General features: G+C 66.1%; 25 protein-coding genes and 1 riboswitch. Of the genes, 17 read left to right on the top strand and 8 right to left on the bottom strand.

Annotated features, from left to right (window positions below):
* Positions 1-45: 45 nt before the first annotated feature.
* The 3 genes from AC3WRC_RS05400 to thiC all read right to left on the bottom strand — a co-directional run bounded on the left by AC3WRC_RS05400 (position 46) and on the right by thiC (position 5076).
* Positions 46-927 (bottom strand): hypothetical protein, encoded by an 882-nt coding sequence (locus AC3WRC_RS05400; RefSeq protein ID WP_492303158.1) that lies wholly within the window; start codon positions 925-927, stop codon positions 46-48.
* Positions 928-1097: 170 nt separating this feature from the next.
* Positions 1098-3167: an ATP-binding protein gene (locus AC3WRC_RS05395; RefSeq protein WP_055753966.1), complete on the bottom strand. Its 2070-nt coding sequence runs from the start codon at positions 3165-3167 to the stop codon at positions 1098-1100.
* Positions 3168-3246: 79 nt separating this feature from the next.
* Positions 3247-5076 (bottom strand): phosphomethylpyrimidine synthase ThiC, encoded by a 1830-nt coding sequence (gene thiC, locus AC3WRC_RS05390; RefSeq protein ID WP_492303467.1) that lies wholly within the window; start codon positions 5074-5076, stop codon positions 3247-3249.
* A 141-nt stretch (positions 5077-5217) separates the two neighbouring features.
* Positions 5218-5327, bottom strand: a riboswitch (TPP riboswitch).
* A 133-nt stretch (positions 5328-5460) separates the two neighbouring features.
* Here thiC and AC3WRC_RS05385 point away from each other — a divergent pair.
* Positions 5461-5868, top strand: coding sequence for a BLUF domain-containing protein (locus AC3WRC_RS05385; RefSeq protein WP_091750051.1), 408 nt, complete (start codon positions 5461-5463; stop codon positions 5866-5868).
* Between the two features lie 7 nt (positions 5869-5875).
* Here AC3WRC_RS05385 and AC3WRC_RS05380 read toward each other — a convergent pair whose 3' ends face one another.
* Both AC3WRC_RS05380 and AC3WRC_RS05375 read right to left on the bottom strand, forming a co-directional pair.
* Entirely contained in the window at positions 5876-6253 is a 378-nt protein-coding gene (locus tag AC3WRC_RS05380) for a hypothetical protein (protein ID WP_161639519.1), read from the bottom strand.
* 4 nt (positions 6254-6257) lie between these two features.
* A complete protein-coding gene (locus AC3WRC_RS05375) occupies positions 6258-7088 on the bottom strand; it encodes a TIGR02587 family membrane protein (protein WP_295217513.1) in 831 nt (276 codons plus the stop codon).
* Between the two features lie 110 nt (positions 7089-7198).
* Here AC3WRC_RS05375 and AC3WRC_RS05370 point away from each other — a divergent pair, with 110 nt between their 5' ends.
* The 6 genes from AC3WRC_RS05370 (at position 7199) to cuyB (ending at position 11707) form a co-directional block, all read left to right on the top strand.
* Positions 7199-7729: a hypothetical protein gene (locus tag AC3WRC_RS05370; RefSeq protein WP_492303157.1), complete on the top strand. Its 531-nt coding sequence runs from the start codon at positions 7199-7201 to the stop codon at positions 7727-7729.
* A 95-nt stretch (positions 7730-7824) separates the two neighbouring features.
* A complete protein-coding gene (gene cuyA / locus AC3WRC_RS05365; protein ID WP_492303156.1) occupies positions 7825-8823 on the top strand; it encodes a D-cysteate sulfo-lyase in 999 nt (332 codons plus the stop codon).
* Positions 8824-8837: 14 nt separating this feature from the next.
* Positions 8838-9104: a DUF3253 domain-containing protein gene (locus AC3WRC_RS05360; RefSeq protein WP_492303155.1), complete on the top strand. Its 267-nt coding sequence runs from the start codon at positions 8838-8840 to the stop codon at positions 9102-9104.
* Between the two features lie 96 nt (positions 9105-9200).
* Positions 9201-9782, top strand: coding sequence for a hypothetical protein (locus tag AC3WRC_RS05355; RefSeq protein WP_492303154.1), 582 nt, complete (start codon positions 9201-9203; stop codon positions 9780-9782).
* Between the two features lie 48 nt (positions 9783-9830).
* Positions 9831-11036, top strand: coding sequence for a chromate efflux transporter (gene chrA, locus AC3WRC_RS05350; protein ID WP_492303153.1), 1206 nt, complete (start codon positions 9831-9833; stop codon positions 11034-11036).
* On the top strand, positions 11033-11707 hold the full coding sequence (gene cuyB, locus AC3WRC_RS05345) for a cysteate racemase (protein WP_492303152.1): 675 nt from the start codon (positions 11033-11035) through the stop codon (positions 11705-11707). The genes chrA and cuyB overlap by 4 nt, the downstream gene beginning before the upstream one ends.
* A gap of 60 nt (positions 11708-11767) precedes the next feature.
* On the opposite strand, the gene AC3WRC_RS05340 is transcribed toward cuyB, so the two are convergent.
* From AC3WRC_RS05340 to AC3WRC_RS05330, 3 genes are read right to left on the bottom strand one after another with little or no spacing between them, the layout of a single operon-like run.
* On the bottom strand, positions 11768-12550 hold the full coding sequence (locus tag AC3WRC_RS05340) for a GIN domain-containing protein (RefSeq protein ID WP_492303151.1): 783 nt from the start codon (positions 12548-12550) through the stop codon (positions 11768-11770).
* On the bottom strand, positions 12547-13146 hold the full coding sequence (locus tag AC3WRC_RS05335) for a DUF1700 domain-containing protein (RefSeq protein WP_066549694.1): 600 nt from the start codon (positions 13144-13146) through the stop codon (positions 12547-12549). Before AC3WRC_RS05335 ends, AC3WRC_RS05340 begins: the two co-directional genes overlap by 4 nt.
* Complete coding sequence (locus AC3WRC_RS05330) at positions 13143-13487, bottom strand: PadR family transcriptional regulator (RefSeq protein WP_039244893.1); 345 nt, start codon at positions 13485-13487, stop codon at positions 13143-13145. Before AC3WRC_RS05330 ends, AC3WRC_RS05335 begins: the two co-directional genes overlap by 4 nt.
* A gap of 260 nt (positions 13488-13747) precedes the next feature.
* Between AC3WRC_RS05330 and coxB the strand changes: the two genes are divergently transcribed.
* The 10 genes from coxB to AC3WRC_RS05280 all read left to right on the top strand — a co-directional run bounded on the left by coxB (position 13748) and on the right by AC3WRC_RS05280 (position 21536).
* On the top strand, positions 13748-14728 hold the full coding sequence (coxB, locus tag AC3WRC_RS05325; protein WP_492303150.1) for a cytochrome c oxidase subunit II: 981 nt from the start codon (positions 13748-13750) through the stop codon (positions 14726-14728).
* Between the two features lie 17 nt (positions 14729-14745).
* On the top strand, positions 14746-16428 hold the full coding sequence (gene ctaD, locus AC3WRC_RS05320; protein WP_055753981.1) for a cytochrome c oxidase subunit I: 1683 nt from the start codon (positions 14746-14748) through the stop codon (positions 16426-16428).
* A gap of 88 nt (positions 16429-16516) precedes the next feature.
* Positions 16517-17482, top strand: coding sequence for a heme o synthase (cyoE, locus tag AC3WRC_RS05315; RefSeq protein WP_492303149.1), 966 nt, complete (start codon positions 16517-16519; stop codon positions 17480-17482).
* 4 nt (positions 17483-17486) lie between these two features.
* On the top strand, positions 17487-17657 hold the full coding sequence (locus AC3WRC_RS05310) for a cytochrome c oxidase system small membrane protein (protein ID WP_017505721.1): 171 nt from the start codon (positions 17487-17489) through the stop codon (positions 17655-17657).
* Positions 17654-18190: a cytochrome c oxidase assembly protein gene (locus AC3WRC_RS05305; RefSeq protein ID WP_017505722.1), complete on the top strand. Its 537-nt coding sequence runs from the start codon at positions 17654-17656 to the stop codon at positions 18188-18190. Before AC3WRC_RS05310 ends, AC3WRC_RS05305 begins: the two co-directional genes overlap by 4 nt.
* Positions 18187-18603: an NUDIX domain-containing protein gene (locus AC3WRC_RS05300; protein WP_055806293.1), complete on the top strand. Its 417-nt coding sequence runs from the start codon at positions 18187-18189 to the stop codon at positions 18601-18603. The genes AC3WRC_RS05305 and AC3WRC_RS05300 overlap by 4 nt, the downstream gene beginning before the upstream one ends.
* Before the next feature lie 73 nt (positions 18604-18676).
* A complete protein-coding gene (locus AC3WRC_RS05295) occupies positions 18677-19378 on the top strand; it encodes a hypothetical protein (RefSeq protein WP_492303148.1) in 702 nt (233 codons plus the stop codon).
* A gap of 114 nt (positions 19379-19492) precedes the next feature.
* On the top strand, positions 19493-20401 hold the full coding sequence (locus AC3WRC_RS05290) for a cytochrome c oxidase subunit 3 (RefSeq protein WP_055806286.1): 909 nt from the start codon (positions 19493-19495) through the stop codon (positions 20399-20401).
* Positions 20398-20799, top strand: a complete 402-nt coding sequence (locus AC3WRC_RS05285) for a DUF983 domain-containing protein (RefSeq protein ID WP_492303147.1) — start codon at positions 20398-20400, stop codon at positions 20797-20799. The genes AC3WRC_RS05290 and AC3WRC_RS05285 overlap by 4 nt, the downstream gene beginning before the upstream one ends.
* Positions 20796-21536 (top strand): SURF1 family protein, encoded by a 741-nt coding sequence (locus tag AC3WRC_RS05280; protein ID WP_492303146.1) that lies wholly within the window; start codon positions 20796-20798, stop codon positions 21534-21536. The genes AC3WRC_RS05285 and AC3WRC_RS05280 overlap by 4 nt, the downstream gene beginning before the upstream one ends.
* Positions 21537-21572: the final 36 nt, after the last annotated feature.

The raw sequence follows: 21572 nt of genomic DNA, 5'->3' as shown, positions 1-21572 counted from the left end.
CGACTATGGGCGCTTAAAACGGCGCTGTCGCGTGGACCGGTTGTCCTAATCGCCCGGCGGCGCGACTTTGGACGGTGGGGGGACAAAAACACCGTCTATTTCGTCTAATTCGTCTGATCTCGGGGCCGGTTTCAGGTCGTCGAGCGCCTCGAGGCGGGCCATCAGGGCGTCGCGGCCGGCGTAATCGCCGCGTTTGAGGGCGCAGGCTTCGCGGGCGATCTGGCCGACCTGTTCGGCGACGGCGGTGGCGCGTTCGGCCAGGTCGGGTTCCTTGGGCGGCGTCGGCGGCTTGGGCGGGGGCGGAGACGAAGGTGCGGGCGGAGCGGCCTCCATCCGGGTCAGGTCGGCGTGCAGCCGCACCCAGCGCGCGGCCTCCAGCGCGCGCCCGGCCTGAAGCGCCCGGTTCAGCCGAACCAGGGCGTGGGCCGCCATGGCCCCATAGTCGGGCAAGCCGTCGGCCGTCTCGGCCTCGAGGTCGATGGGCTCGCGCAGCGGATCGGGCTGATCCTCGCGCCGCCAGCCTTCGTCCTTGGCGCGGGCGCGAAAGGTGCTGACCGCCATGCCATAGACGGCGCTGACCTCCTCGGCCGTGGACCCGGCCAGATAGGCCGTGCCCGCCGCCTCCCACGCCTCTTTCGACAGGCGGCGATAGCCCCGGTTCTGCACCCGGTCGGCCGCGCGCGCGGCGGGGTCCGAGGTGACCAGATCGGGCAGCCGCAACAGATGCATCGGCAGGCCGTGCGCGCGCCAGAAGGCCGCCTCGGCCTCGGGCGAGGAATCGTGATGCAGGGCGTCGCGATACGTCTGCTCCAGACCCGCCTCGCGCAGGATGCGGATCTGATCCAGCGCCTGCTGGGTCATCGCATCGTAAAACGGATCGCGCGGCCCCTCGAACCCGCCGTCGTCATAGCTGTGGTCGTCGTCCATCCCATCCCCGGCCTGTCGCCCGCGCCCGACACAGGACGCCCCGCCAGTCTAAGGCCGGCCGACATCGTGATAGGGTAGAGGGCGTCGATTTCGCGAAAGGCGAGGGATTTCAACGGCCGGGGCAGGGACGTCGTGTATAGCTAGAGGGCAGATGCGATTTACTTCAACCCCTATTTAGCCAGATGATCCAGCCTTGCCATAAGGTCCCGCAAAGGCTGATCAGTTTGAGCCATCTTCTTGAGAAGTTCCCAAACAGGAGCGCCCCCAAACTCCTTCACTAGTTGAAGCCTTGCATCGCTTGGGTCCGGGTCAGCCCTCTCAAGCATCGACGCCAGAAGCTGCACATATGTCGCACGGCACTCGAGTATGATTTCGTCCCAGCCACGAATGGTAACTCGGCGGTCATCTGACTCGATGGCCGGATTGCCAGGGTTCCCGACGAGCAATCCGCTTAGTTTCGCTGCTGGATGGAACGCTTTCGTGAAGTCCAAGTAATCGCGCAACTGACGATCATGGTCTGACGTAAGTTCAATGGCTGGTGCCTTGAGTTCTACAATCTGGATGACCTTCTTCGAAGGGTCAGTCAGAAATACGAAGTCTGCTCGCTCTTTCTCAGAAATTCCTCGTACCAAACGGCCAGCTCGATCATTCGTATCGCCCGTGAGCGCCGCATGTTCGATGGTGGTCTTTAGATGCCGGTCCGATGTGAGCAGGTCGCCTCGGGGTTGAAGAACCCAAGGAAAATCTTCGATGAGTTCTTGCAGGTCGACTTCGCTCCTCTGATGAACCAGCTTAGTCAGTAGGCTCAATGCGTAAGCGCGTTGAGCAAACGTCACCGCCAGTCCCATTGACTCTGGAACTGAATGGTCGTGCAGCCTCGCAGTAATCTTGAGGAACGCGTCCGGACCGTCGTGGGAGCCCTCGAGCTCTGCCCAGAGATTTTTGATCAGTGTGCGACTCGGGAGGTTGATCCAAGCCATGGAGACAGCTTCGAGAAGCTGATCCGCCACATCGTCCTGATTTTTCCCCAACTCCTTGGTCGCCTCAGCAACTAAGGAATCAATCTGATCGTTTTCGGAGGATGAATAGGTGAGAACTTCTGCCTTTTGACGTCTTTCGGAGGCGCGAATCTTGACCTTGCGTAAGTGGTTCGTAGCTCGATGCCGATCATACTCGGCCAGCCAAACCCCGACCTTTGTCCGCCCCCATTCCAACAGGTCGGCCGAATCTGGATGTGCCCAGTCCAAGTTGGATCTGTCCGTTGAGACTAAATCCTGGTCGAGTTCATCGATCCAGTCTGCTTCGATCACGCCATACATATAGCGCTGGAAAATCTCTTTCCCTTTTGCTCCAAAGAAGAAGGGTCGATCTTGGGCGCTCTTGCCGTGAGCGTAAACCGCGACTCCAGCTTGGTCTGATGACCAAGCTGCTGATTTAACGAAACCAACCCAGAAGCGGATTTCGTTTCCGCCCAATACTTCTGTCGAATACCCGGTTGCCGGAATTCGAAGCTCGAATTCCGGTGTCGCTCTTTCTTGGTCGAAAGGCGTACCGTTTACGAAGACCCGGAAGTCGTCACGGGCCAGAATGACAGTAAATTTTTTAACAAGTGAGCTCTCAATTTCGCCGTCGCCGAGATCGCTGTTGGAAGTCAGCCTGCTCATACGAATAAGAGTGCCAGAGCGGGAAGTCGAGATGCGAGTCCGCTCGACGAAATCTACTATGTCCTGAGCGGTGTCCGTGGGAAGAGGGGCGTCTACTGAAACTTCACGAGCGTTGAAGACCGGCGGATAGGCCACCCCCCTTTTGCCGGCATCGAGCAGACCGTCTAAATCAAGAGTGAACCAAGTCAGAACGCCTTGGGCGCTCGTCGCAACGTCAACAGTCCGAGCTACCCCGAACGGCGCGAGCTTGCCAATCCCTTTGCGACCCATAGGGCGTCGTCCACCCGGAGACAGCATTTTCGGGCCGGTCCGTTTGGGCTTACCGATGACGAGGTAGCGAGATTTGATCGTAGCCAAATCCATTCCCACACCATTATCGGCGACGGAAATGAACCGATCTTCTGCAGGGCACCCGTCCGCAGACGTAGTTATGTGTATCGCTTTGGCATCCGCGTCCCAGCCGTTCGCTACTACCTCCGCAAGAACATTTCCGGGCTTGTTTTGGTAGAGCCGGATTCCGAGGTGTTCGATCACATTATGATCAAACTCTAGGACGGGCTCGTCGAGGCTGGGCATGGTTTCACGAGTTCCGACTGGTGGAAAAGGGGTTGAAGCGTAACGGCGAGTTTTACGCAACTAATCCTTGTAGCCCCCCTCACACCTTCACCTCTACCACGCCGCCCCCAGCCCTGAACTTCGCGCTCATTTCGGCCATGCCGGCCTCGGCCTCGGCCAGCGAGGCGCCGGCGTCGTTCTGGGCGGCGGCGGCGTCGCGGATGTCCTGGCTGATCTTCATCGAGCAGAACTTGGGGCCGCACATGGAGCAGAAGTGGGCGGTCTTGTGGGCCTCCTTGGGCAGGGTGGCGTCGTGGTATTTGCGGGCCGTTTCGGGGTCCAGACCCAGGTTGAACTGATCCTCCCAGCGGAACTCGAACCGGGCGCGTGACAGGGCGTCGTCGTGCAGGCGGGCGGCGGGGTGGCCCTTGGCCAGGTCGGCGGCGTGGGCGGCGATCTTGTAGGTGATGACGCCGTCCTTGACGTCCTGACGATCCGGCAGGCCCAGGTGCTCCTTGGGCGTGACGTAGCAGAGCATGGCCGTGCCGAACCAGCCGATCATGGCCGCGCCGATGGCGCTGGTGATGTGGTCGTAGCCCGGCGCGATGTCGGTGGTCAGGGGCCCGAGCGTATAGAAGGGCGCCTCGTGGCAGTGCTTCAGCTGCTCGTCCATATTCTGTTTGATCTTGTGCATCGGCACGTGGCCGGGGCCCTCGATCATGACCTGGCAGCCCTTGGCCCAGGCGATCTTGGTCAGTTCGCCCAAGGTGCGCAGCTCGGCGAACTGGGCCTCGTCATTGGCGTCGGCGATGGAGCCGGGGCGCAGGCCGTCGCCCAGGCTGAAGCTGACATCATAGGCGCGCATGATGTCGCAGATGTCCTCGAAATGCTCGTAGAGGAAGCTCTCCTTGTGGTGGGCCAGGCACCATTTGGCCATGATGGAGCCGCCGCGCGAGACGATGCCCGTCACCCGCTTGGCCGTCATCGGCACGAAGGGCAGGCGCACGCCCGCGTGGATGGTGAAATAGTCCACGCCCTGTTCCGCCTGTTCGATCAGGGTGTCGCGGAACACCTCCCACGTCAGGTCCTCGGCGACGCCGTTCACCTTCTCCAGCGCCTGGTAGATGGGCACGGTGCCGATGGGGACGGAACTGTTGCGGATGATCCAGTCGCGGATGTTGTGGATGTTGCGGCCCGTCGACAGGTCCATGACGTTGTCGGCGCCCCAGCGGGTGGCCCAGACCAGCTTGTCGACCTCGTCGTCGACGGAGCTTAGGACGGCGGAGTTGCCGATGTTGGCGTTGATCTTCACCAGGAAGTTGCGGCCGATGATCATCGGCTCGACCTCGGGGTGGTTGATGTTGTGCGGGATGATGGCGCGGCCGCGCGCGATCTCTTGCCGCACGAACTCGGGCGTCACGAAGTCGGGGATGGCGGCGCCGAAGTCCTCGCCGTCGCGGATGCAGGGGCTGTTCTGCTCGCGGCGCAGGTTCTCGCGGATGGCGACATATTCCATCTCGGGCGTGATGATCCCGGCTTGGGCGTATTCGTACTGGGTGACCGGGCGGCCCTCGACGCCCTTGAAGACGCGGTGGTTGGAGGTGTCGAAGCGCGGGGCCAGATGGCGGCCCGACGCATGGCCGTTGTCCTCGGGCTTGACCTCGCGCGGGTTGGCGACCGGGGCGATGTCGCCGCGATCCAGCTGCCAGCTGGATTTGACGCGGGGCAGGCCGCGCTTGATGTCGATGGTCACGGTCGGGTCGGTGTAGGGGCCCGATGAGTCATAGATGGTCACCGGCGGCTCGTTGGCGGATGCGTGGACGGCGACCTCGCGGAAGGGGACGCGGATGTCGGGATAGAGTTCGCCGGCGACATAGACCTTGCGGCTGCCGGCCCGTTCGCCGGTCGGGATGGTCCCGGTCTCGCGCATGACCTCCCCGCGGGCGTCTTTCAAAGCCAACTCGACATTGGGCTCTTCGGGCAGGACGGGCGGGGTGACTTGGATGTTCATGGCGGCCTCAAACGGTTTGAGGTCCGCCGACGTCGGGCGCGAGGGGTCCTGTGACGTCAGGACCGATAGCGTTACTCATCCCTTCGCCGGCATGACCCGGATCAGGTTCGACGGGTCAGAGGAGAAACCTCTATCTCAGCCGCTCGATTGCGACCCCCCGGAGAACGCCTGCAGGCTAACCCGCGTCGCAGCGGATGTCGAGTTGTCCGAAACCGCACATAAGTCCTTGTAGGCGCGGCGGATTTATTGGGCTATGCGCAAAGCTTGGGCCGGATGCCGGCGTCGGCGGAGTGAAACGAGGATATGAGCCTGAACCTGGAACGCGTCCTCTACACCAGCCGCGCGCGGGGCAATGCCGACAGCCTGCTGATGCAGGTGGACATCCTGGCCACGTCGCAGCGGAACAATGCGCGCGACGACCTGACCGGGGCGCTGCTGATCCACGACGGGCGGTTCCTGCAGGTGCTGGAGGGCGCAGCGCAGGATCTGGACCGGCTGATGACGCGGCTGGCGGGCGATCCGCGTCATGACGAGGTAGTGGTGATCGAGCGCAAGCCGATCCCGGCGCGCGGCTTTTCCGGCTGGGCCATGGCCAGCGTTCGCGTGACCCCGGCGCTGGAAGAGACGCTGCGGGCCACGGTGGACGGCGCCGGCGCGCCCCAGCAGACGGTCGAGCGGATGCAGGACGCGGTGCTGGCCCAGGCGGCCTGAACGCCCCCTAGGGCGCCGACCAGCCCTTGACCGAGACAGCCGCCGCGCGCGGATCGGCGTCGAAGCGGAGGTAGGCCTTGGCGTGGCCGTGGCCGGGGACGTAGTCGAGGCTGGCGGTCGCGGTCTGGTCGCCCAGAACCCCTTCGATATCCACGGCGGCGGCGGTGTCGTCGCCGTCGTTCTGGACCCGGACGGTCGCAACCTGGCCTGCGGCGGTGACGTCCACGGCGACGATGCGGGCGCTGAGCGCGGGCGGGGCCGTGGGCTGGAGCGCCTCCCAAACCACGATGCCGATGGCGGTCAGGGTGATGACGGCGCCGAGCAAGGCCATGCCCCATTGCAACAGAGGGCGGGTCGTTGCGGCGGGCTTCTTCTTCGTGGGCATGGGGTCAGACCAACAGACGGGCGGCGGCGGCGCCGATGGCGGCGGGGAAGCCCAGGACGACCATGGTCTGGACCACGCCGGCGACGGCATGGCCGTCGGTGCGGCCGAACAGGAACAGGGTGAACAGGCTGACGGCCAGGGCGATGGCGTAGCCGGGCAGGGTGAAATGCAGGAAGGCCTTGATCGGATGATCGGCCTCTTCCTGACCTGCGAAGCCGGCCTTAAAGACGATCAGGTGCAGCAGAAGGATGGAGACGGCGATCAGGGCCAGGATGTGGGCGGGCGTCGCCTTGTAGGCGATCAGGATCATCTCTTCGGTCGGAGCGACATTCAGGGCGAAGAACAGGGCCCCGGCCGCCATCAGGAACAGTTCGCCGAAATAGGAGGCCTGATCCTCGTCGGTGTCTCCCCCGCCGTCGCCGCTGAGCTGACGCCGGGCCAGAAGCGCGCCCATGGCGCCGGGAATGGCCTGCAGCGCGACCATGCCCAGGCCCTCGCGCGGCGGCGCGTCCCATTCGACCACGCCGAACAGGATCAGCAGCACCGAGGCGGTGATGAAGCCGACGGCCAGGGCCACGGCGGTGTCGAGCGCATCGTTGACCGGTCCGCGCCGCTTTGAGAAGCCGGCGTAATAGGCCAGGCCGTAAAGCAGCGGCAGGCCGGCGACGATGAAGGTCAGCAGCCGCCAGCGGTCCATGATCACGCCCTGCGCCCACATCTCCATCGTCATCAACAGCGGGATGTTGAACACCAGGGCGCCGGCGAAGGCGCGGCCCAGATCGCGGACATAGGCGCGCTCGCGTTGCAGATCCAAAGGGGGCGCGGCGGCGATCATGCGGCGGCAACGCTTGGACGCCGGCTTTGGCTCCGGACCGCTTGTCGAACGGCGTTCAGGCGGCGTTCATTCGCAGCCAAGCTTGGTATCAACTCTAGGGAGAGGGAACGATGAAACAGATCAAGACGACCGCCGTGATCGCGGTTCTGGCGTACGCGGGCTTGACGGCCTGCGCCTCGGTGGAGGTCGGAGGCGCGCCGATGGCCCTGTCGCCCGCCATGGCCGAGCAGGCGCGGATCGGCAGCGTCACAACCACGACCGGCTGGCTGGACGCCGAGGACGACTTCGCCGACACCTTCAACGACGAGGTGCTGAACGAAATGGGGCTGTGCGCCGGCGGCCGGCATCGGCTGAACCTGAGCATCCACGTCGAGGCGCTGAGCCGGGCGCCGCGCCTGGCCATTCTTGCCGGCGATCGCGCCGAACACCGGATGCGGGCGACCGCCGAACTGCGCGATCCAGCGCAGGGCGGTCAGGTGGTCGGGCGTTATCCGCTGGTCGTGACGGTGGATGCAGGGGCCGGGGTGCTGGACGCCCTGATGGACCGGCAGGCGGTCACGTCCCACGCCTTCGCCCAGGCCCTGTGCGACGCCGCCTTCGTCGCGCCGACGCGTGTGGCCGAGGCCGGCGCGCCGGGCTGAGGTCGAGGGCGACCGAACGGCTGGCCGGCTTGGGGCTGGACGCTTTTGAATGTCACGGGCGCGGGCTATCAAGACGGCGAACAGGAAACCGTCCCATGCATCTCGCCCGTTTCGCCCGCATCCGCCTGGCCCATCTGCCGACGCCGCTGGAGCCGCTGCCCCGTCTGTCGGAAGAGTTGGGCCTGGATCTGTGGATCAAGCGCGACGACTGCACCGGCCTGGCCGGCGGCGGCAACAAGACCCGCAAGCTGGAGTTCCTGCTGGGCGCGGCGTTCGAAGCGGACGCCGACACCCTGGTGACGCAAGGGGCGGTGCAGTCGAACCATGTGCGCCAGACAGCGGCGGCGGCGGCGGCCCACGGTCTGGCGTGCGAGATCATTCTGGAAGAGCGGACGGGGTCCAAGGCGACGGACTATGTCGGCAACGGCAATGTGCTGCTGGATCGGCTGTTCGGCGCGACCCTGCGCACCGTGCCGGGCGGGACGGACATGGTCGCCGAGCTGGAGAAGACGGCGGCCGAGGTGCGGACGCGGGGCGGCAAGCCCTATGTCATTCCCGGCGGCGGATCGAACCCGGTCGGAGCGCTGGGCTATGTCGATTGCGCGCGCGAGATCGTGGTCCAGGCCGATGAGATGGATCTGGAGGTCCACCGGATCGTGACGGCGACGGGCAGCGCGGGCACCCACGCCGGTCTGGTCGCCGGGCTGGCGGTCATGGGGGCGGACATTCCCGTGCTGGGCATCGGGGTGCGGGCGCCCAGGGACAGGCAGGAGGCGAACGTCTTCAAACTGGCCGAGGAGACGGCCGCCCTGCTGGGCCAGCCGGGCCGGGTGACGCGCGAGCAGGTGGTCGCCGACTGCGACTATGTGGGCGAGGGCTATGGCCTGATCGACCAGGGGGTGATCGACGCCCTGACCCTGGCTGCGCGTCTGGACGGGATCGTGCTGGACCCGGTCTACTCCGGCAAGGCGATGAAGGGGCTGATCGCCCTGGCGCGGGCGGGGCAGTTCAAGGGCGAGACGGTGGTGTTTCTGCACACCGGCGGGGCGCAGGGGCTGTTCGGCTATCAGACCGAGATCGAAGGGACGCTGTAGGCCCGCCGTCCGTCATGGACTCGCGCGAGGCGACCCTGGCCCTGCTGGCCGCTCGGGCCGAGGACGCCACCGTCTGCCCCAGCGAGGTCGCGCGGGCGGTCGCGGGCGACGACGGCGCGTGGCGCGAGGCGATGCCTGACGTTCACGCCGCGGTGGATGCCATGTTGAACGAGGGCGCGGTGCGTTTGAGCTGGAAGGGAAGGCCGCTGACGATGCGTGCGGGGCCCTATCGGATCGCGCGGGCTCGAGGCGGTGAAGACGGGGGCGGCGACTTTGGATGATCGCGTCTATGCCGCGCTGCTTGTGCTGGTTTAGGCTGACGCCAGTTTCATAGCCGGGCTGCGGATCGGAAGGCGACATTGACGAAGGTGAGCATCTTGAAAGTTCTTGTCCCCCTGCTTGTCGCCGCGGGCCTTTTGGGTTGCGGGTCAGAATCCGCCACTTCCGCCGAAAATAAGCGTGAAGACAGCGCTGGCCAGGGTATCCAGCCGGTTGCCTCGAACACCCTGGGCCAATGCTCGACATTTATGGGCGCCTCGCTATCCGACGCCGATCGTGCGGCGCTTTGGAACGGTCGTGGCGACGCTCAGCCTCTCTGTCTGTTCGTGGCTTCGGTGGCTTGGGCGGATCATGATCGACAGAAGGCGTCTGACCTCTACGCACTGGCGATGGTCCGTTATCGATACGACGCCGTGAGATGCGCGGCGCCTGTCCCAGACGCGCTCGTGTCATCGATGGTCGCCGCCCGCATGGCCACCGAAAGTCGGCTTGCCGACCTTGGCATTTTTGTCGGGCCTCAAGAGATCGGCGCCGCAGCGCAGCGATCGGAAAGCTACGTCTATCCCGTGGGCCACCTTCAACAGCAATGTGAGGGCAAGCTGAGGCCCGAAAGCGAGTGGGCCGGCTTGAGGGTGGAGATGCAGGACGCGGTCGCAAGAGCCATGGCGAGCCCTCAGTAAGGGCTGGCCTGACTTGCAAACCCTTTTCGCGAGATCAGGACTGATCGGATGATTGCGCCGCAGTCCGAACCTGTCCCGCCGGCGCTGTCTTTGACGGCGGTGTTTCTGCGGTTCCTGCGGTTCGGGCTGCTGGCGTTTGGCGGGCCGGTGGCGCAGATCGCGATGATCCGGCGCGAGCTGGTCGATCAGGACGGGTGGATGTCCAGCGCGCGGTTCAACCGGCTGCTGGCGGTGTTGCAGGTCCTGCCGGGGCCGGAGGCGCACGAGCTGTGCGTGCATATGGGCATGCGGGCGCGGGGGCGGATCGGCGGTCTGCTGGCGGGCCTGGGGTTCATGCTGCCCGGGCTGATGCTGATGCTGGGGATCGGCTGGGCCTATGTGGCGCTGTCGCCGGTCGTTGGCCTGCTGGCCGGGGCGTTCCTGGGTGTTCAGGCGGCTGTGGTCGCGGTGATCGTGCGCGCCGTCTGTAAGATCGGATCGCATATCCTGGAGGATCGCTGGCTGTGGGCCGTCGCCGTCGTCGGCTTTGCGGCGACCCTGGCCGGGGCGGCGTTCTGGATCGTGCTGGCGGCGGGCGGGACGGCCTATGTGCTGGTCCGGGCCGGGCGGGTCGGTCTGGCCGTCGGGGTCGTGGTGCTGGCGGGCGTCGCAGCCTTGGCGATGCACGGGCTGGGGGACGGCGGGCCGTTGTTTGGACAAACGGCTGGGCCGGCGGGCGACGTCGGCTGGGTCGCGATGTTCTGGACGGGGCTGAAGGCGGGGCTGCTGACGTTCGGCGGCGCCTATACCGCCATTCCCTATGTGCGCGCCGATACGGTGGGGCGCGGGCTGATCGACGATGGGGCGTTTCTGGACGGGATCGCCTTTGCGGGGGTGATCCCGGCGCCGCTGGTGATCTTTTGCACCTTCGTCGGCTTCGTGGTCGCGGGCTGGGGCGGGGCGCTGGCGATGACGGCCGGGGTGTTCGCCCCCGCCTTCGCCTTTTCGATGATCTTCTATGAGCGGCTGGAGGCGGTGGTCGAGGACCGGCGGCTGCACGATCTTCTGGCCGGGGTCGCCGCCGCCGTCGTAGGGATCATCGCCGCGACCAGCGTGGAGCTGGGATGGGCGACCTTGCAGCGGGCCCCGTCGATGGCGGCGGCCGTGGCGATCTTTGCGGTCGCCCTGGCGGTGGCGTGGGCCTGGAAGAGCCGCTACGCCGTGCCGGCAGTTCTGGCCGCCGCCGCGGTCGTGGGATGGGGTGTGATGCGATGAGCAAAATCCTGGGCGTGATCGGCGGCATGGGACCGGCGGCGACGGTGGCGTTTCTGGCGCGGGTGCAGGCGCTGACGCCGGCGGACGGGGACGCCGATCACATCCGGGTGGTGATGGACCTGAACCCCCAGGTGCCCGATCGCAACACCCGGCCGGGCGAGGCCGAGGTCGTGCTGGGACAGATGGCCGAGGGGCTGGCGGCGGCGGGGGCCGAGGTGATCGCCATGCCCTGCAACACCGCCCACGCCCAGGCGGGCGGCATACGCGCGGCGTGCGAGGCGAAGGGCCTGCGCTTCATCGACATGATCGCGGCGACGGCGGATGCGGCGGCGGCGTCTGGAGTTGAGCGGATCGGGGTGCTGGCGACGCCGGGGGGCGAGCGGCTTTACACAGAGGCGCTGGCGGCGCGCGGGGTCGACACTGTGCTGCTGGAGGGCGCCGACCGCGAGGCGTTCATGGGTCTGGTCTATGGGGTGAAGCGCGGCGATGTCGGCGAGGCGGCGCGGGCAGGGATGTTGCGGCTGGCCCAGGCCCTGGCGGACGCGGGCGCGCATGGGCTGATCGCCGGCTGCACCGAGGTGCCGCTGCTGCTTAAGGCCGAGGACGCGCCGGTCCCTCTGACGGATTCGGCCGAGGTGCTGGCGCAGGTGTGCGTGCAGGCGTGTCGCTGAACGCATGAAAAAAGGGGCTGGCGGATCCAGCCCCTTTTCCATCGGTGATCGGCGCGACCGTCAGTCCTGATAGACGTCGCCGGAGCCGGAGACGGTGCTGTTCAGGTTGGCGGGGCGGCTGGCCAAGGCCACGTCGCCGGAGCCGGCGATGGCGACCTTGACGTCGCCGGTCGGGGCGATGCGGGCGTCGCCGGAGCCGGCGATGTCCACCCAGGCGTCGCGAGTCGCCAGGTCGCCCAGGGACGCATCGCCCGCGCCGGCGATGTCCAGCTTCAGCTCGTCGGTGCGGCCCGAGGCGGTGACCTCGGCCGAACCGGCGATGTCGAGCGTCAGCGAAGGCTGGTCATAGCCGGTGATCTGCAGGTCGCCCGAGCCCTTGGCGTTGAAGCGGTTCACCTTGGGCGCGGTGATGACGACCTTCAGTTCGTCACGCTCGGAGCGGGCGGAGAAGTTGCCGTTGCTCCAGCCGAACACGACCCGCTCGTCGCCGTCGCCCAGATCGAGGCGGCCGTCGATCAGGCGGACCCGGTCGGTCAGACCCTTGGGCCCGGTGATGACGACGGTGTTGGCGTCACCCTGGACATAGTCGACGTCGATGCTGGAATCGACGGTCAGGGTCTCGCCGCCGGTCCAGGCGAGGGTGCGGGTGGTGAGCGGGCCGAGGTCGTCGGTCCCGCCGCCCTTGACCCGCTCGAAGCGGATGGTCTCGCCGTCCTGGTCCTTGATGGTCCAGGCCCAGCCGTGGCGCTGGAGGTCGTGGCCGCCGATCGCCAGCGCGCCGCCGACGGTGACCAGGCACAGCACCAGGGCGGCGCCGGCGATGATGAACAGGGTGCGGATCATGCCGAGACTCCCGAGGTCGAGGTGGATTGAACGCTGGTCGGCTCAAGCGCCGGCTTCAGCAGGCGGTAGTGCAGGCGGGCGAACCAGACGACGCCGTTGACCAGCCAGATGGTGAAGATGGTCAGCAGGGCGCCGATGAAGACGGCGCCGGCCATCAGGCCCAGCCCCATCAGGATCGCCGCGAACGGCCCGCCGGGGAAGCCGGCGAAGGGACCGGCGACCATGATCACGCCGCCTGCGATGAACAGGCCGATGGCGGCGATGAAGAAGCCGAACACCGTCCCGATCACGCCCATCAGCAGGGGCAGGAGGATCAGGATGTCCAGCGCCCCCAGGCCCAGGACCGCAAAGACGGCGCCGGCGGCGGCGGAGGGGTTCTTCTCCTGATGCCAGCGCTGGATGCCGGCCTCGGCCTTCAGTTCGCGAGCCAGGCGGACCGGATCGCCGAGCGCGGAGGCGACCTCGGCCTCTGTGCGGCCGGCGGCCAGGCCGTCGTCGAAGTGGGTCTGATAGTCGGCGATGATGTCGTTGGCGGTCGTGGTCGGCAGGCCGACGAGGCCTTCCTTCAGACGATCGATGAATTCGGCGCGCGTCATTGAGCGGCTCCCTGATCGGCGTCGTTCGCCACGATGGCGTCGACGGCCTTGGTGAAGGCGGACCATTCGGCAGTCTGGGCGGCGAGGGCCCCCCGGCCCGCTTCGGTCAGTCGGTAGTATTTGCGTGACGGCCCGGCGGAGGACTCGACCAGATAGGTCTCGACCTGTCCTTCGGACTGCATGCGGCGCATCAGGGGGTAGATCGTGCCTTCCCCCATATCGATCGCGTCCGACAGGCGGCTGGCGATCTCATAGGCGTAGCTGTCCGCCCGGTTCAGAAGAGCCAGGACGCAAAGCCCCAACACACCCTTCTTCAGCTGTATCTCGATAGTTTCTGGCACCTCGGCTCTCCCGTTGATGACCATTGACTACGACAAGGTATCTTGTGACGCAAGGTAGCTATCGAAACATGACAGCGATTTAATCGAGGCCGGCTGAAGGCGGCTTTGCGGCCTGAGCGCCGTTGATCGCTTGGCAAGCCGAAAGCGATCCGATAGGTGACCGAGAACGCCGGGCGTGGGAATCGCGCCAGCGTGATCTCTTGCGAGCCATTCGCAAGTGTCTGCTGCATAACGGTTTTATGGGGAAGTCTCATATGGGGATGGGCAAGCGAGCCCAAGGGACGTTGAGGAAGGCCGCGACTTGCGCGTCCTCCATCGTTCTGGGCGCCGGACTGGCGATGTTCGCTGCGGCGCCGACGTGGGCGCAGGACCTGATGGGTCAGCCGACCCCGGGCGGCATCACGCTGCAACCGGCGGCGTCGCCGCTGAAGCATGATGCGCACTTCTTCCACGACGTGATCCTGATGCCGATCATCACGGCCATCACCCTGCTGGTGCTGGGCCTGCTGGCGTGGATCGTGTTCCGCTACAACAAGAAGGCCAATCCGACGCCTGCGCGTTGGAGCCACAACACCACGATCGAGATCATCTGGACCGTGCTGCCGGTGTTGATCCTGGTCTTCATCTCCCTGTTCTCGTTCCGCCTGCTGTTCGCCTATCACGACATGCCGTCGCCTGACCTGACGGTGAAGGTGACCGGCAACCAGTGGAACTGGGCCTATGAGTATCCGGACCAGGGCGTCGCGGAATACATCTCCAACATGCTCCCGGAAGAGGAAGCCAAGGCCAAGGGCGTGCCCTATCGCCTGGCCGCGACCGAGCCGATGGTCGTGCCGGTCGGCAAGACGGTCCAGCTGGTCATCACCGCCTCGGACGTCATCCACGCCGTCGCCCTGCCGGCGTTCGGCCTGAAGACCGACGCCGTTCCCGGCCGCATCAACACCACCTGGTTCAAGGCTGAGCGCACCGGCGTCTTCTATGGTCAGTGCTCGGAACTGTGCGGCGTCGACCACGCCTTCATGCCGCTGGAGATCCGAGTCGTCACCCAGGCCCAGTTCGAACAGTGGATCGCCTCCAAGGGCGGTTCGATGACGCCCAAGGTCGCCGCGCCCGCTGCGGCTCCGGCTGCAGCCGCTCCCGCGCCCGCCGCCGACGCCGCGACCCCGGTCGCCGCCCCCGTCGGCGCCACCGCCGACCAACCCGTTCCCGCCGCGGCGTCCGCCGCGCCGGCCGCCCAGTAAGAGGCGAACAGAGACACATGGCTGACGCTACCGTAACCCGCGACGCGACCCACATCGGTCACGCTCACGACGACCACCATCACGACCACAAGTTGGGCTTCTTCACCCGCTGGTTCCTGTCGACCAACCACAAGGACATCGGCACCCTGTATCTGATGTTCGCCATCATGGCGGGCATCGTGGGCGGCGCCCTGTCGGGCCTGATCCGCTGGGAACTGGCCGAGCCGGGCATCCAGATCTTCAAGGAAGGCTCGTCGATCCAGCTGCTGGGTCTCGTGGAGCAATCCAAGCACGGCTATAACGCCGTCGTCACGGCCCACGCCCTGATTATGATCTTCTTCATGGTCATGCCCGCCATGATCGGCGGTTTCGGCAACTGGTTCGTGCCGATCATGATCGGCGCGCCGGACATGGCCTTCCCGCGCATGAACAACATCTCGTTCTGGCTGCTGGTCGCCGCCTGGTGCCTGCTGATCCTGTCGATGTTCACCGACGGCGGACCGGGTAAGGGCTTCGGCGGGGGCTGGACGGCCTATCCGCCGCTGTCGACCACGGGCCACGTCGGCCCCGCCTTCGACCTGGCGATCTTCGCCCTGCACGTCGCGGGCGCCAGCTCGATCCTGGGCGCGATCAACTTCATCACCACCATCCTGAACATGCGCGCGCCGGGCATGACGATCCACCGGATGCCGCTGTTCGCCTGGTCGGTGCTGATCACCGCCTTCCTGCTGCTGCTGTCGCTGCCCGTGTTGGCCGGCGCCATCACCATGCTGCTGACGGACCGCAACTTCCACACCCACTTCTTCGATCCCGCCGGCGGCGGCGACCCGATCATGTACCAGCACCTGTTCTGGTTCTTCGGTCACCCGGAAGTGTACATCCTGATCCTGCCGGGCTTCGGCATCATCAGCCACATCGTCTCGACCTTCAGCCGCAAGCCGGTGTTCGGATATCTGGCCATGGCCTACGCCATGGTGGCCATCGGCTTCGTCGGCTTCATCGTGTGGGCCCACCACATGTACACGGTCGGCATGAGCATCAATCTGCGCGCCTATTTCATCGCCGCCACCATGATCATCGCGGTGCCGACGGGCGTGAAGATCTTTAGCTGGATCGCCACCATGTGGGGCGGCTCCATCAGCTTCAAGACACCCATGCTGTGGGCGATCGGCTTCATCTTCCTGTTCACCGTCGGCGGCGTGACCGGCGTGGTCCTGTCGAACGCCGGCATCGATTACAGCCTGCACGACACCTATTACGTGGTGGCGCACTTCCACTACGTGCTGTCGCTGGGCGCCGTCTTCGCGATCTTCGCGGGCTTCTACTACTGGTTCGAGAAGATGTTCGGCGTGAAGTACAACGAGTTCCTGGGCGCGACCCACTTCTGGATCATGTTCGTGGGCGTGAACCTGGTGTTCTTCCCGCAGCACTTCCTGGGTCTGCAGGGCATGCCGCGTCGCTACATCGACTATCCGGAAGCCTTCACCCTTTGGAACCACGTCTCGTCGATCGGCTATGCGATCACGGCGGTCGGCGTGCTGGTCTTCCTGATCATGCTGGCCGAGGCGGCGATCCGTCGTCGTCCGGGCGTCGACAATCCGTGGGGCGAAGGCGCCACGACACTGGAGTGGACCCTGTCCTCGCCGCCCCCGGCCCACCAGTTCAACGAACTGCCGGTCATCAAGGCGGAAGAGCACTAAGCCTTTCCGGCGATATGAAATCGAAGGCCGCTCTTTCCGTCGGAAGGGGCGGCCTTCTTCATTTGGGTATGCTATGCGGCCCTCACAGATGACCGAAGTTCAGACCCGCCCCGCCATCTCGACCGCCCAGCCGGAGGATTTCTTCCAGCTGCTGAAGCCGCGCGTGATGTCGCTGGTGGTGTTCACCGCTGCGACCGGGCTGATCGTCGCGCCGGGATCGGTCAATCCGCTGGTCGCGGCCATCGCCGTCCTGTGCATCGCCGTGGGCGCAGGGGCGGCCGGGGCGCTGAACATGGCGCTGGAAGGTGAGACCGACGCCCTGATGCGGCGCACACGCGGCCGGCCGGTGGCGGCGGGGCGTGTGCGCAAGAACGACGCCATGGCCTTCGGCGTCATCCTGAGCCTGTTTTCGGTCATGCTGCTGGGGATGAATGCGAACTGGCTGGCGGCCGGTCTGCTGGCCATGACCATCGTCTATTACGCCGGCTTCTACACCCTGCTGCTGAAGCGGCGGACGCCCCAGAACATCGTCATCGGCGGCGCGGCGGGCGCCTTTCCGCCCGTGATCGGCTGGGCGGCGGCGACGGGCCATGCGCCGTGGCAGGCGTGGCTGCTGTTTCTCATCATCTTCCTGTGGACCCCGCCGCACAGCTGGGCGCTGGCGCTGTATTCGGCCGGCGATTACGCCAAGGCGGGCATTCCGATGATGCCGGTGGCCAAGGGCGCCAAGTCCACGCGGTTGCAGATCCTGCTCTACACCCTGGTCTTCGTGCCGGTCGCGATCGCCCCGGCCTTCGCGGGCCTGGGCGGGATCATCTATCTGGTCGTATCGGTCGCGGGCGGCCTAGGCTTCCTCGGCTTGGCGGTGCGCCTTTATCGCTCGCGCGCCGGCGACGAACCGGACAAGGCCGAGGCCGTGGGACGCGAGGCCGCATTGTATGACGTCAAGGTCCAGGCCAAACCGGCGCGGGACCTGTTCGCCTTTTCCATCCTCTATCTGATGGCGCTGTTTTCGGCGCTGCTGGTCGAGGCCCTGTCCGGTCTGGGAGCGTAAAACCATGCGTCTGACGCCTGAGGAACTTCGCGCGCGCAAGCGTCGCAATGTCTGGATCGCCTCGGCGCTGGTGGCCTTCATCGTGCTCGTGTTCGCCACCACGGTGCTGCGCCTGCAACAGAACCAGGCGGCCGAGCGCGCGCTGGCGACGGCGGTGGAGACCTCCCAGCCATGAAGGCGGGCCGCAAGAATCTGATCGCCATCATCTGCGTCTTCGGCGTGATGGGCATGACCGGGGCGGCGTTCGCGGCGGTGCCGCTCTATCGAATGTTCTGTCAGGTCACGGGCTTTGGCGGCACGACGATGAAGGCCGACAAGGCCTCCGACACCGTGCTGGACGAGACGGTCATGGTGCGGTTCGACACCAATGTGCGCGGCGTGCCGATGACCTTCCGCGCCGAACAGTCGACCCAGCGGGTGCGGATCGGCGAGACGGGCCTGGCCTATTTCGACGTGACCAACACCTCGGACAAGCCGATCCAGGTGCGCGCCAGCTACAATGTCTCACCCGAGCAGACGGGGCCGTATTTCCAGAAGCTGCAATGCTTCTGTTTCACCGACCAGACGCTGGCGGCGGGCGAGACGCGCCAGTTCCCGGTCCAATATTTCATCGCCCCCGAACTGGCCACGGACCGTGAGGCCAAGGGCGCGCGCGACATAACCCTGAGCTACACCTTCTACCCCTCCGTGGACGCGCCCAAGGCGTGACTTTGAAGCCGGGCGTGGACTTTCCCGGCGTCGGCTGCGGGCTGGTGATCCAGCGCGCCGACGGGCGGGTCTTGCTGTGCAAACGGCTGAAGGCGCCCGAGGCCGGGTTCTGGAACATCGTGGGCGGCAAGGTCGACCTGATGGAGCGCTCCATCGACGCCGCGCGGCGCGAGGCCGAGGAGGAGAGCGGGCTGAAGATCGGCGCCGTCGACTTTCTGTGCCTGGCCGAAGAGATCATTCCGGCCGACGGCCAGCATTGGGTGTCGCTGATCTATGTCACCCGGGACTTCACCGGCGAGCCGACGCTGACCGAACCGGACAAGCTGTCGGAGATCGGCTGGTTCGCGCTGGACGACCTTCCCCAGCCGCTGTCGGCTTTTTCGGCCAAGGCGTTCGCGGCGATGAACGGCTGATCACACGGCGCCGTTCGCGTCGGCGCGCGTTTCGTCTCAAGGTGCATGCTGCACGCCGAGACGGAGACGGGATTTGCGCGGTCTGGATTTCACCAACTGGCACAGTCTGTTGCTGACCCTGGTCGGGCTGGCGCTCGTGACGCTGATCGGCATGGGCATCCGGCTGGTGATGATGTTCACCATCCAGCAGCGGCGCGAGCGGATGAATCGCCAGATCAACGAACGGCTGAAGACCCTGATCGCCGCCTACAAGGTGCTGGGCGGGTCTTTCACCGGCGACCTGACCGTCGATCCGACGCACAAGCGCGACCTGAGCCGCCGCAACGTCCCGCAAGGCGAGGCGGGACTGGATCTCAGCGCCGAGGCGACGGCGGGGTCGGACCGGACCCGGCGTATCCGCGACGCGGTCGAGGCCAGTCTTGCGGATATCATCCTGCTGGGCACCGAGGACCAGGTGCGACTGGCGCAGCAGGCGGCGCGTGAACTGGTCGCCGGGCGGCCGGTGCGGACGCATGATCTGGTCGTTTCGCTGCGCGACTTCATCCGTCAGGCGCTGGACCTGGCGCCCGTGCCGACCGGACCGGACATTCCCTTGCAAGGCCCGACGCGCCCGTCCTCGACCGGAGGCCGCGGCTCAGGCGCCGGCGCAACGGGCGGCCGTGGCGAGGGCGGGGGCGGCATGGGCGTAGGGATGGGCGGCGGTGGAATGGGCATGGGCGGCGCATTGGGCCACAGCCCGGACGACCCCGCCGATTCAATGGCCCGCAAGGGCTGAGCCCCGTCCGCACGCCCGAACAAGGCGGAAAGACGGCGTGGCTCTGGCGTCGGGGAAAATCGAACGCTATAGCCGCTATAACAACCGACTCTGGCCGACGAAGAGACGCGATTCATGGCTGACGCCCACGCCACTCCGCAGCACGACTACCACCTGGTGGCGCCCAGCCCCTGGCCGCTGGTGTCCTCGGTCGCTGCGACCATCATGTTCATCGGCGCGGTGATCTGGATGAAGGGCCTGGCGCCGGCGGACGGCGGCCCGATCGCCGCCAACTTCCTGGCCGAAGGCAAGCCGGGCGTCTTCTTCGCCGGTCTGGCCGGCGTGCTGATCTCGGCCTTCTGCTGGTGGGCGGATGTCATCAAGGAATCCAAGGCGGGCGACCATACGCCCGTCGTGTCGCTGGGCCTGCGCTACGGCATGATCCTGTTCATCGCGTCGGAGGTGATGTTCTTCGTCGCCTTCTTCTGGATGTTCTTCGACATGGCCCTGTTCCATGAATCGCGGGCGCTTACGCCGGAAGTCGGCACCTGGGCCGACACCGCCAAGGCCTGGTCGACCTGGCCGCCGAAGGGCGTCGAGGTCCTGTCGCCGTGGCAGCTGCCGCTGCTGAACACCGTGACCCTGCTGCTCTCGGGCTGCACCGTCACCTGGGCTCACCACGCGATCCAGGTCGGCGACCGCAAGGGCGCCAAGATCGCCCTGATCATCACCGTGGCCCTGGGCGTGCTGTTCACCTGCGTCCAGGCCTATGAGTACAACCACATCCTGCACGAGAAGCTGTTCTTCAACGAAGAGGCCGTGAACTCGGGCCTGTACGGCTCGATCTTCTTCATGGCGACAGGCTTCCACGGCTTCCACGTCCTGATCGGCACCATCTTCCTGGCGGTTTGCCTGATCCGTCTGCTGAAGGGCGACTTCACCCCGCAGAAGCATTTCGGCTTCGAGGCGGCGGCCTGGTACTGGCACTTCGTGGACGTGGTCTGGCTGTTCCTGTTCGCCTTCGTCTATGTCGTCTTCGGTTGATCCAAGACGGCCCTGAAGACATCGCAGCGGCGCGGGACGAGGAATCGTCCCGCGCCGTCGTCGTTTCCGATACGCCGGTTCGCTGGGCGTTGCGGGGGCGTTGTCCCCGGTGCGGCCAAGGCGCGCTGTTCGCGGGCTTTCTGAAGGTGGCTCCCGCCTGCGCGGCCTGCGGTCTGGACTATTCCACCATCCAGACGGGCGACGGCCCCGCCAGCTTCATCATGCAGATCGCCGGATTCATCGTCGGCTTCTCGGCCCTGTTCGTGGAAATCAAATACCATCCGCCCATGTGGCTGCATCTGATCGTCTGGCTGCCGCTGGTGGTCGCCCTGTCGCTGGCCCTGATGCGGCCGGGGCGGGGACTGATGATCGGGCTGCAATATCGGAACCAGCGATGAAGCGTTTCCCCTGGATCCTGACTGTGCTGACGATGCTGGGCCTGATCCTGCTGATCGGGCTGGGCGTGTGGCAGGTCGAGCGGCTGAAGTGGAAGGAAGGGCTGATCGCGGCGGCCGATGCGGCGGCGGCGAAACCGCCTGCGCCGCTGGAGCAGGTGCTGGCGGAAGGTGATCTGGAGTTCAGGAAGGCGTTGATCGTCTGTCCGGGCCTGGCCAGCGCGCCCTTCGTCGAGCTTCAGAGCATCCATGACGGCGAGGCCGGGGTGCGGCTGATCTCGGCGTGCAAGCCGGCGGGGGCGGATTTCACCCTGCTGGTCGATCGCGGCTTTGTCGGCGACGGCGTGACGGCGCGTCCGCGGGTGGTCGAAACCACCCTGCCGCTGGTGATGGTCGGGGAGTTCCGCACCTTCGACAAGCCCGGCGCCATGAGCCCCGCGCCGCGCGACGGCCGCTTCTACGCCCGCGACACGGCGGCGATGGCCAAGGCGCTGAACGTCACCGGCCCGGTCCGGCCCGAGGCCGTGTTCGCCATCACCGCCGTCAATCCCGAATTCCCGGCGCTGAGGCCGTCCGCGCCGCCTGCGGCCTTTTCCAACAACCATTTCGGATACGCCCTGACATGGTTCGGACTGGCGATCGCGCTTGCGGGCTTCTATGTGGCCCTGCTTCGCCGTCGAATGACGAAAGACGGTTCTCAAGCAGCCGCGCGCCGCGTGCGCGGCGATAGGAAAGACTAAAGTCCTGACCGCTACGCTTCACACCCTGTCCAACGG

The sequence above is a fragment of the Brevundimonas sp. EU05-FHT14B07 genome (assembly GCF_058790795.1).
The sequence above is the reverse complement of the archived record's forward strand: the minus strand, read 5'-3'. Positions and strand labels throughout refer to the sequence as shown.

Bases quoted from the DNA above. Each gene is read 5' to 3' on its own strand.
- AC3WRC_RS05290 (WP_055806286.1), top strand. From the start codon at position 19,493: ATGGCTGACGCCCACGCCACTCCGCAGCACGACTACCACCTGGTGGCG.
- AC3WRC_RS05400 (WP_492303158.1), bottom strand. From the start codon at position 927: ATGGACGACGACCACAGCTATGACGACGGCGGGTTCGAGGGGCCGCGC.
- cuyA (WP_492303156.1), top strand. From the start codon at position 7,825: ATGCATCTCGCCCGTTTCGCCCGCATCCGCCTGGCCCATCTGCCGACG.
- AC3WRC_RS05375 (WP_295217513.1), bottom strand. From the start codon at position 7,088: ATGATCGCCGCCGCGCCCCCTTTGGATCTGCAACGCGAGCGCGCCTAT.
- AC3WRC_RS05385 (WP_091750051.1), top strand. From the start codon at position 5,461: ATGAGCCTGAACCTGGAACGCGTCCTCTACACCAGCCGCGCGCGGGGC.
- chrA (WP_492303153.1), top strand. From the start codon at position 9,831: ATGATTGCGCCGCAGTCCGAACCTGTCCCGCCGGCGCTGTCTTTGACG.
- AC3WRC_RS05310 (WP_017505721.1), top strand. From the start codon at position 17,487: ATGCGTCTGACGCCTGAGGAACTTCGCGCGCGCAAGCGTCGCAATGTC.
- AC3WRC_RS05395 (WP_055753966.1), bottom strand. From the start codon at position 3,167: ATGCCCAGCCTCGACGAGCCCGTCCTAGAGTTTGATCATAATGTGATC.
- ctaD (WP_055753981.1), top strand. From the start codon at position 14,746: ATGGCTGACGCTACCGTAACCCGCGACGCGACCCACATCGGTCACGCT.
- AC3WRC_RS05370 (WP_492303157.1), top strand. From the start codon at position 7,199: ATGAAACAGATCAAGACGACCGCCGTGATCGCGGTTCTGGCGTACGCG.
- AC3WRC_RS05340 (WP_492303151.1), bottom strand. From the start codon at position 12,550: ATGATCCGCACCCTGTTCATCATCGCCGGCGCCGCCCTGGTGCTGTGC.
- AC3WRC_RS05305 (WP_017505722.1), top strand. From the start codon at position 17,654: ATGAAGGCGGGCCGCAAGAATCTGATCGCCATCATCTGCGTCTTCGGC.
- AC3WRC_RS05280 (WP_492303146.1), top strand. From the start codon at position 20,796: ATGAAGCGTTTCCCCTGGATCCTGACTGTGCTGACGATGCTGGGCCTG.
- AC3WRC_RS05335 (WP_066549694.1), bottom strand. From the start codon at position 13,146: ATGACGCGCGCCGAATTCATCGATCGTCTGAAGGAAGGCCTCGTCGGC.
- thiC (WP_492303467.1), bottom strand. From the start codon at position 5,076: ATGCGCGAGACCGGGACCATCCCGACCGGCGAACGGGCCGGCAGCCGC.
- AC3WRC_RS05380 (WP_161639519.1), bottom strand. From the start codon at position 6,253: ATGCCCACGAAGAAGAAGCCCGCCGCAACGACCCGCCCTCTGTTGCAA.
- AC3WRC_RS05360 (WP_492303155.1), top strand. From the start codon at position 8,838: ATGGACTCGCGCGAGGCGACCCTGGCCCTGCTGGCCGCTCGGGCCGAG.
- cyoE (WP_492303149.1), top strand. From the start codon at position 16,517: ATGACCGAAGTTCAGACCCGCCCCGCCATCTCGACCGCCCAGCCGGAG.
- coxB (WP_492303150.1), top strand. From the start codon at position 13,748: ATGGGCAAGCGAGCCCAAGGGACGTTGAGGAAGGCCGCGACTTGCGCG.
- cuyB (WP_492303152.1), top strand. From the start codon at position 11,033: ATGAGCAAAATCCTGGGCGTGATCGGCGGCATGGGACCGGCGGCGACG.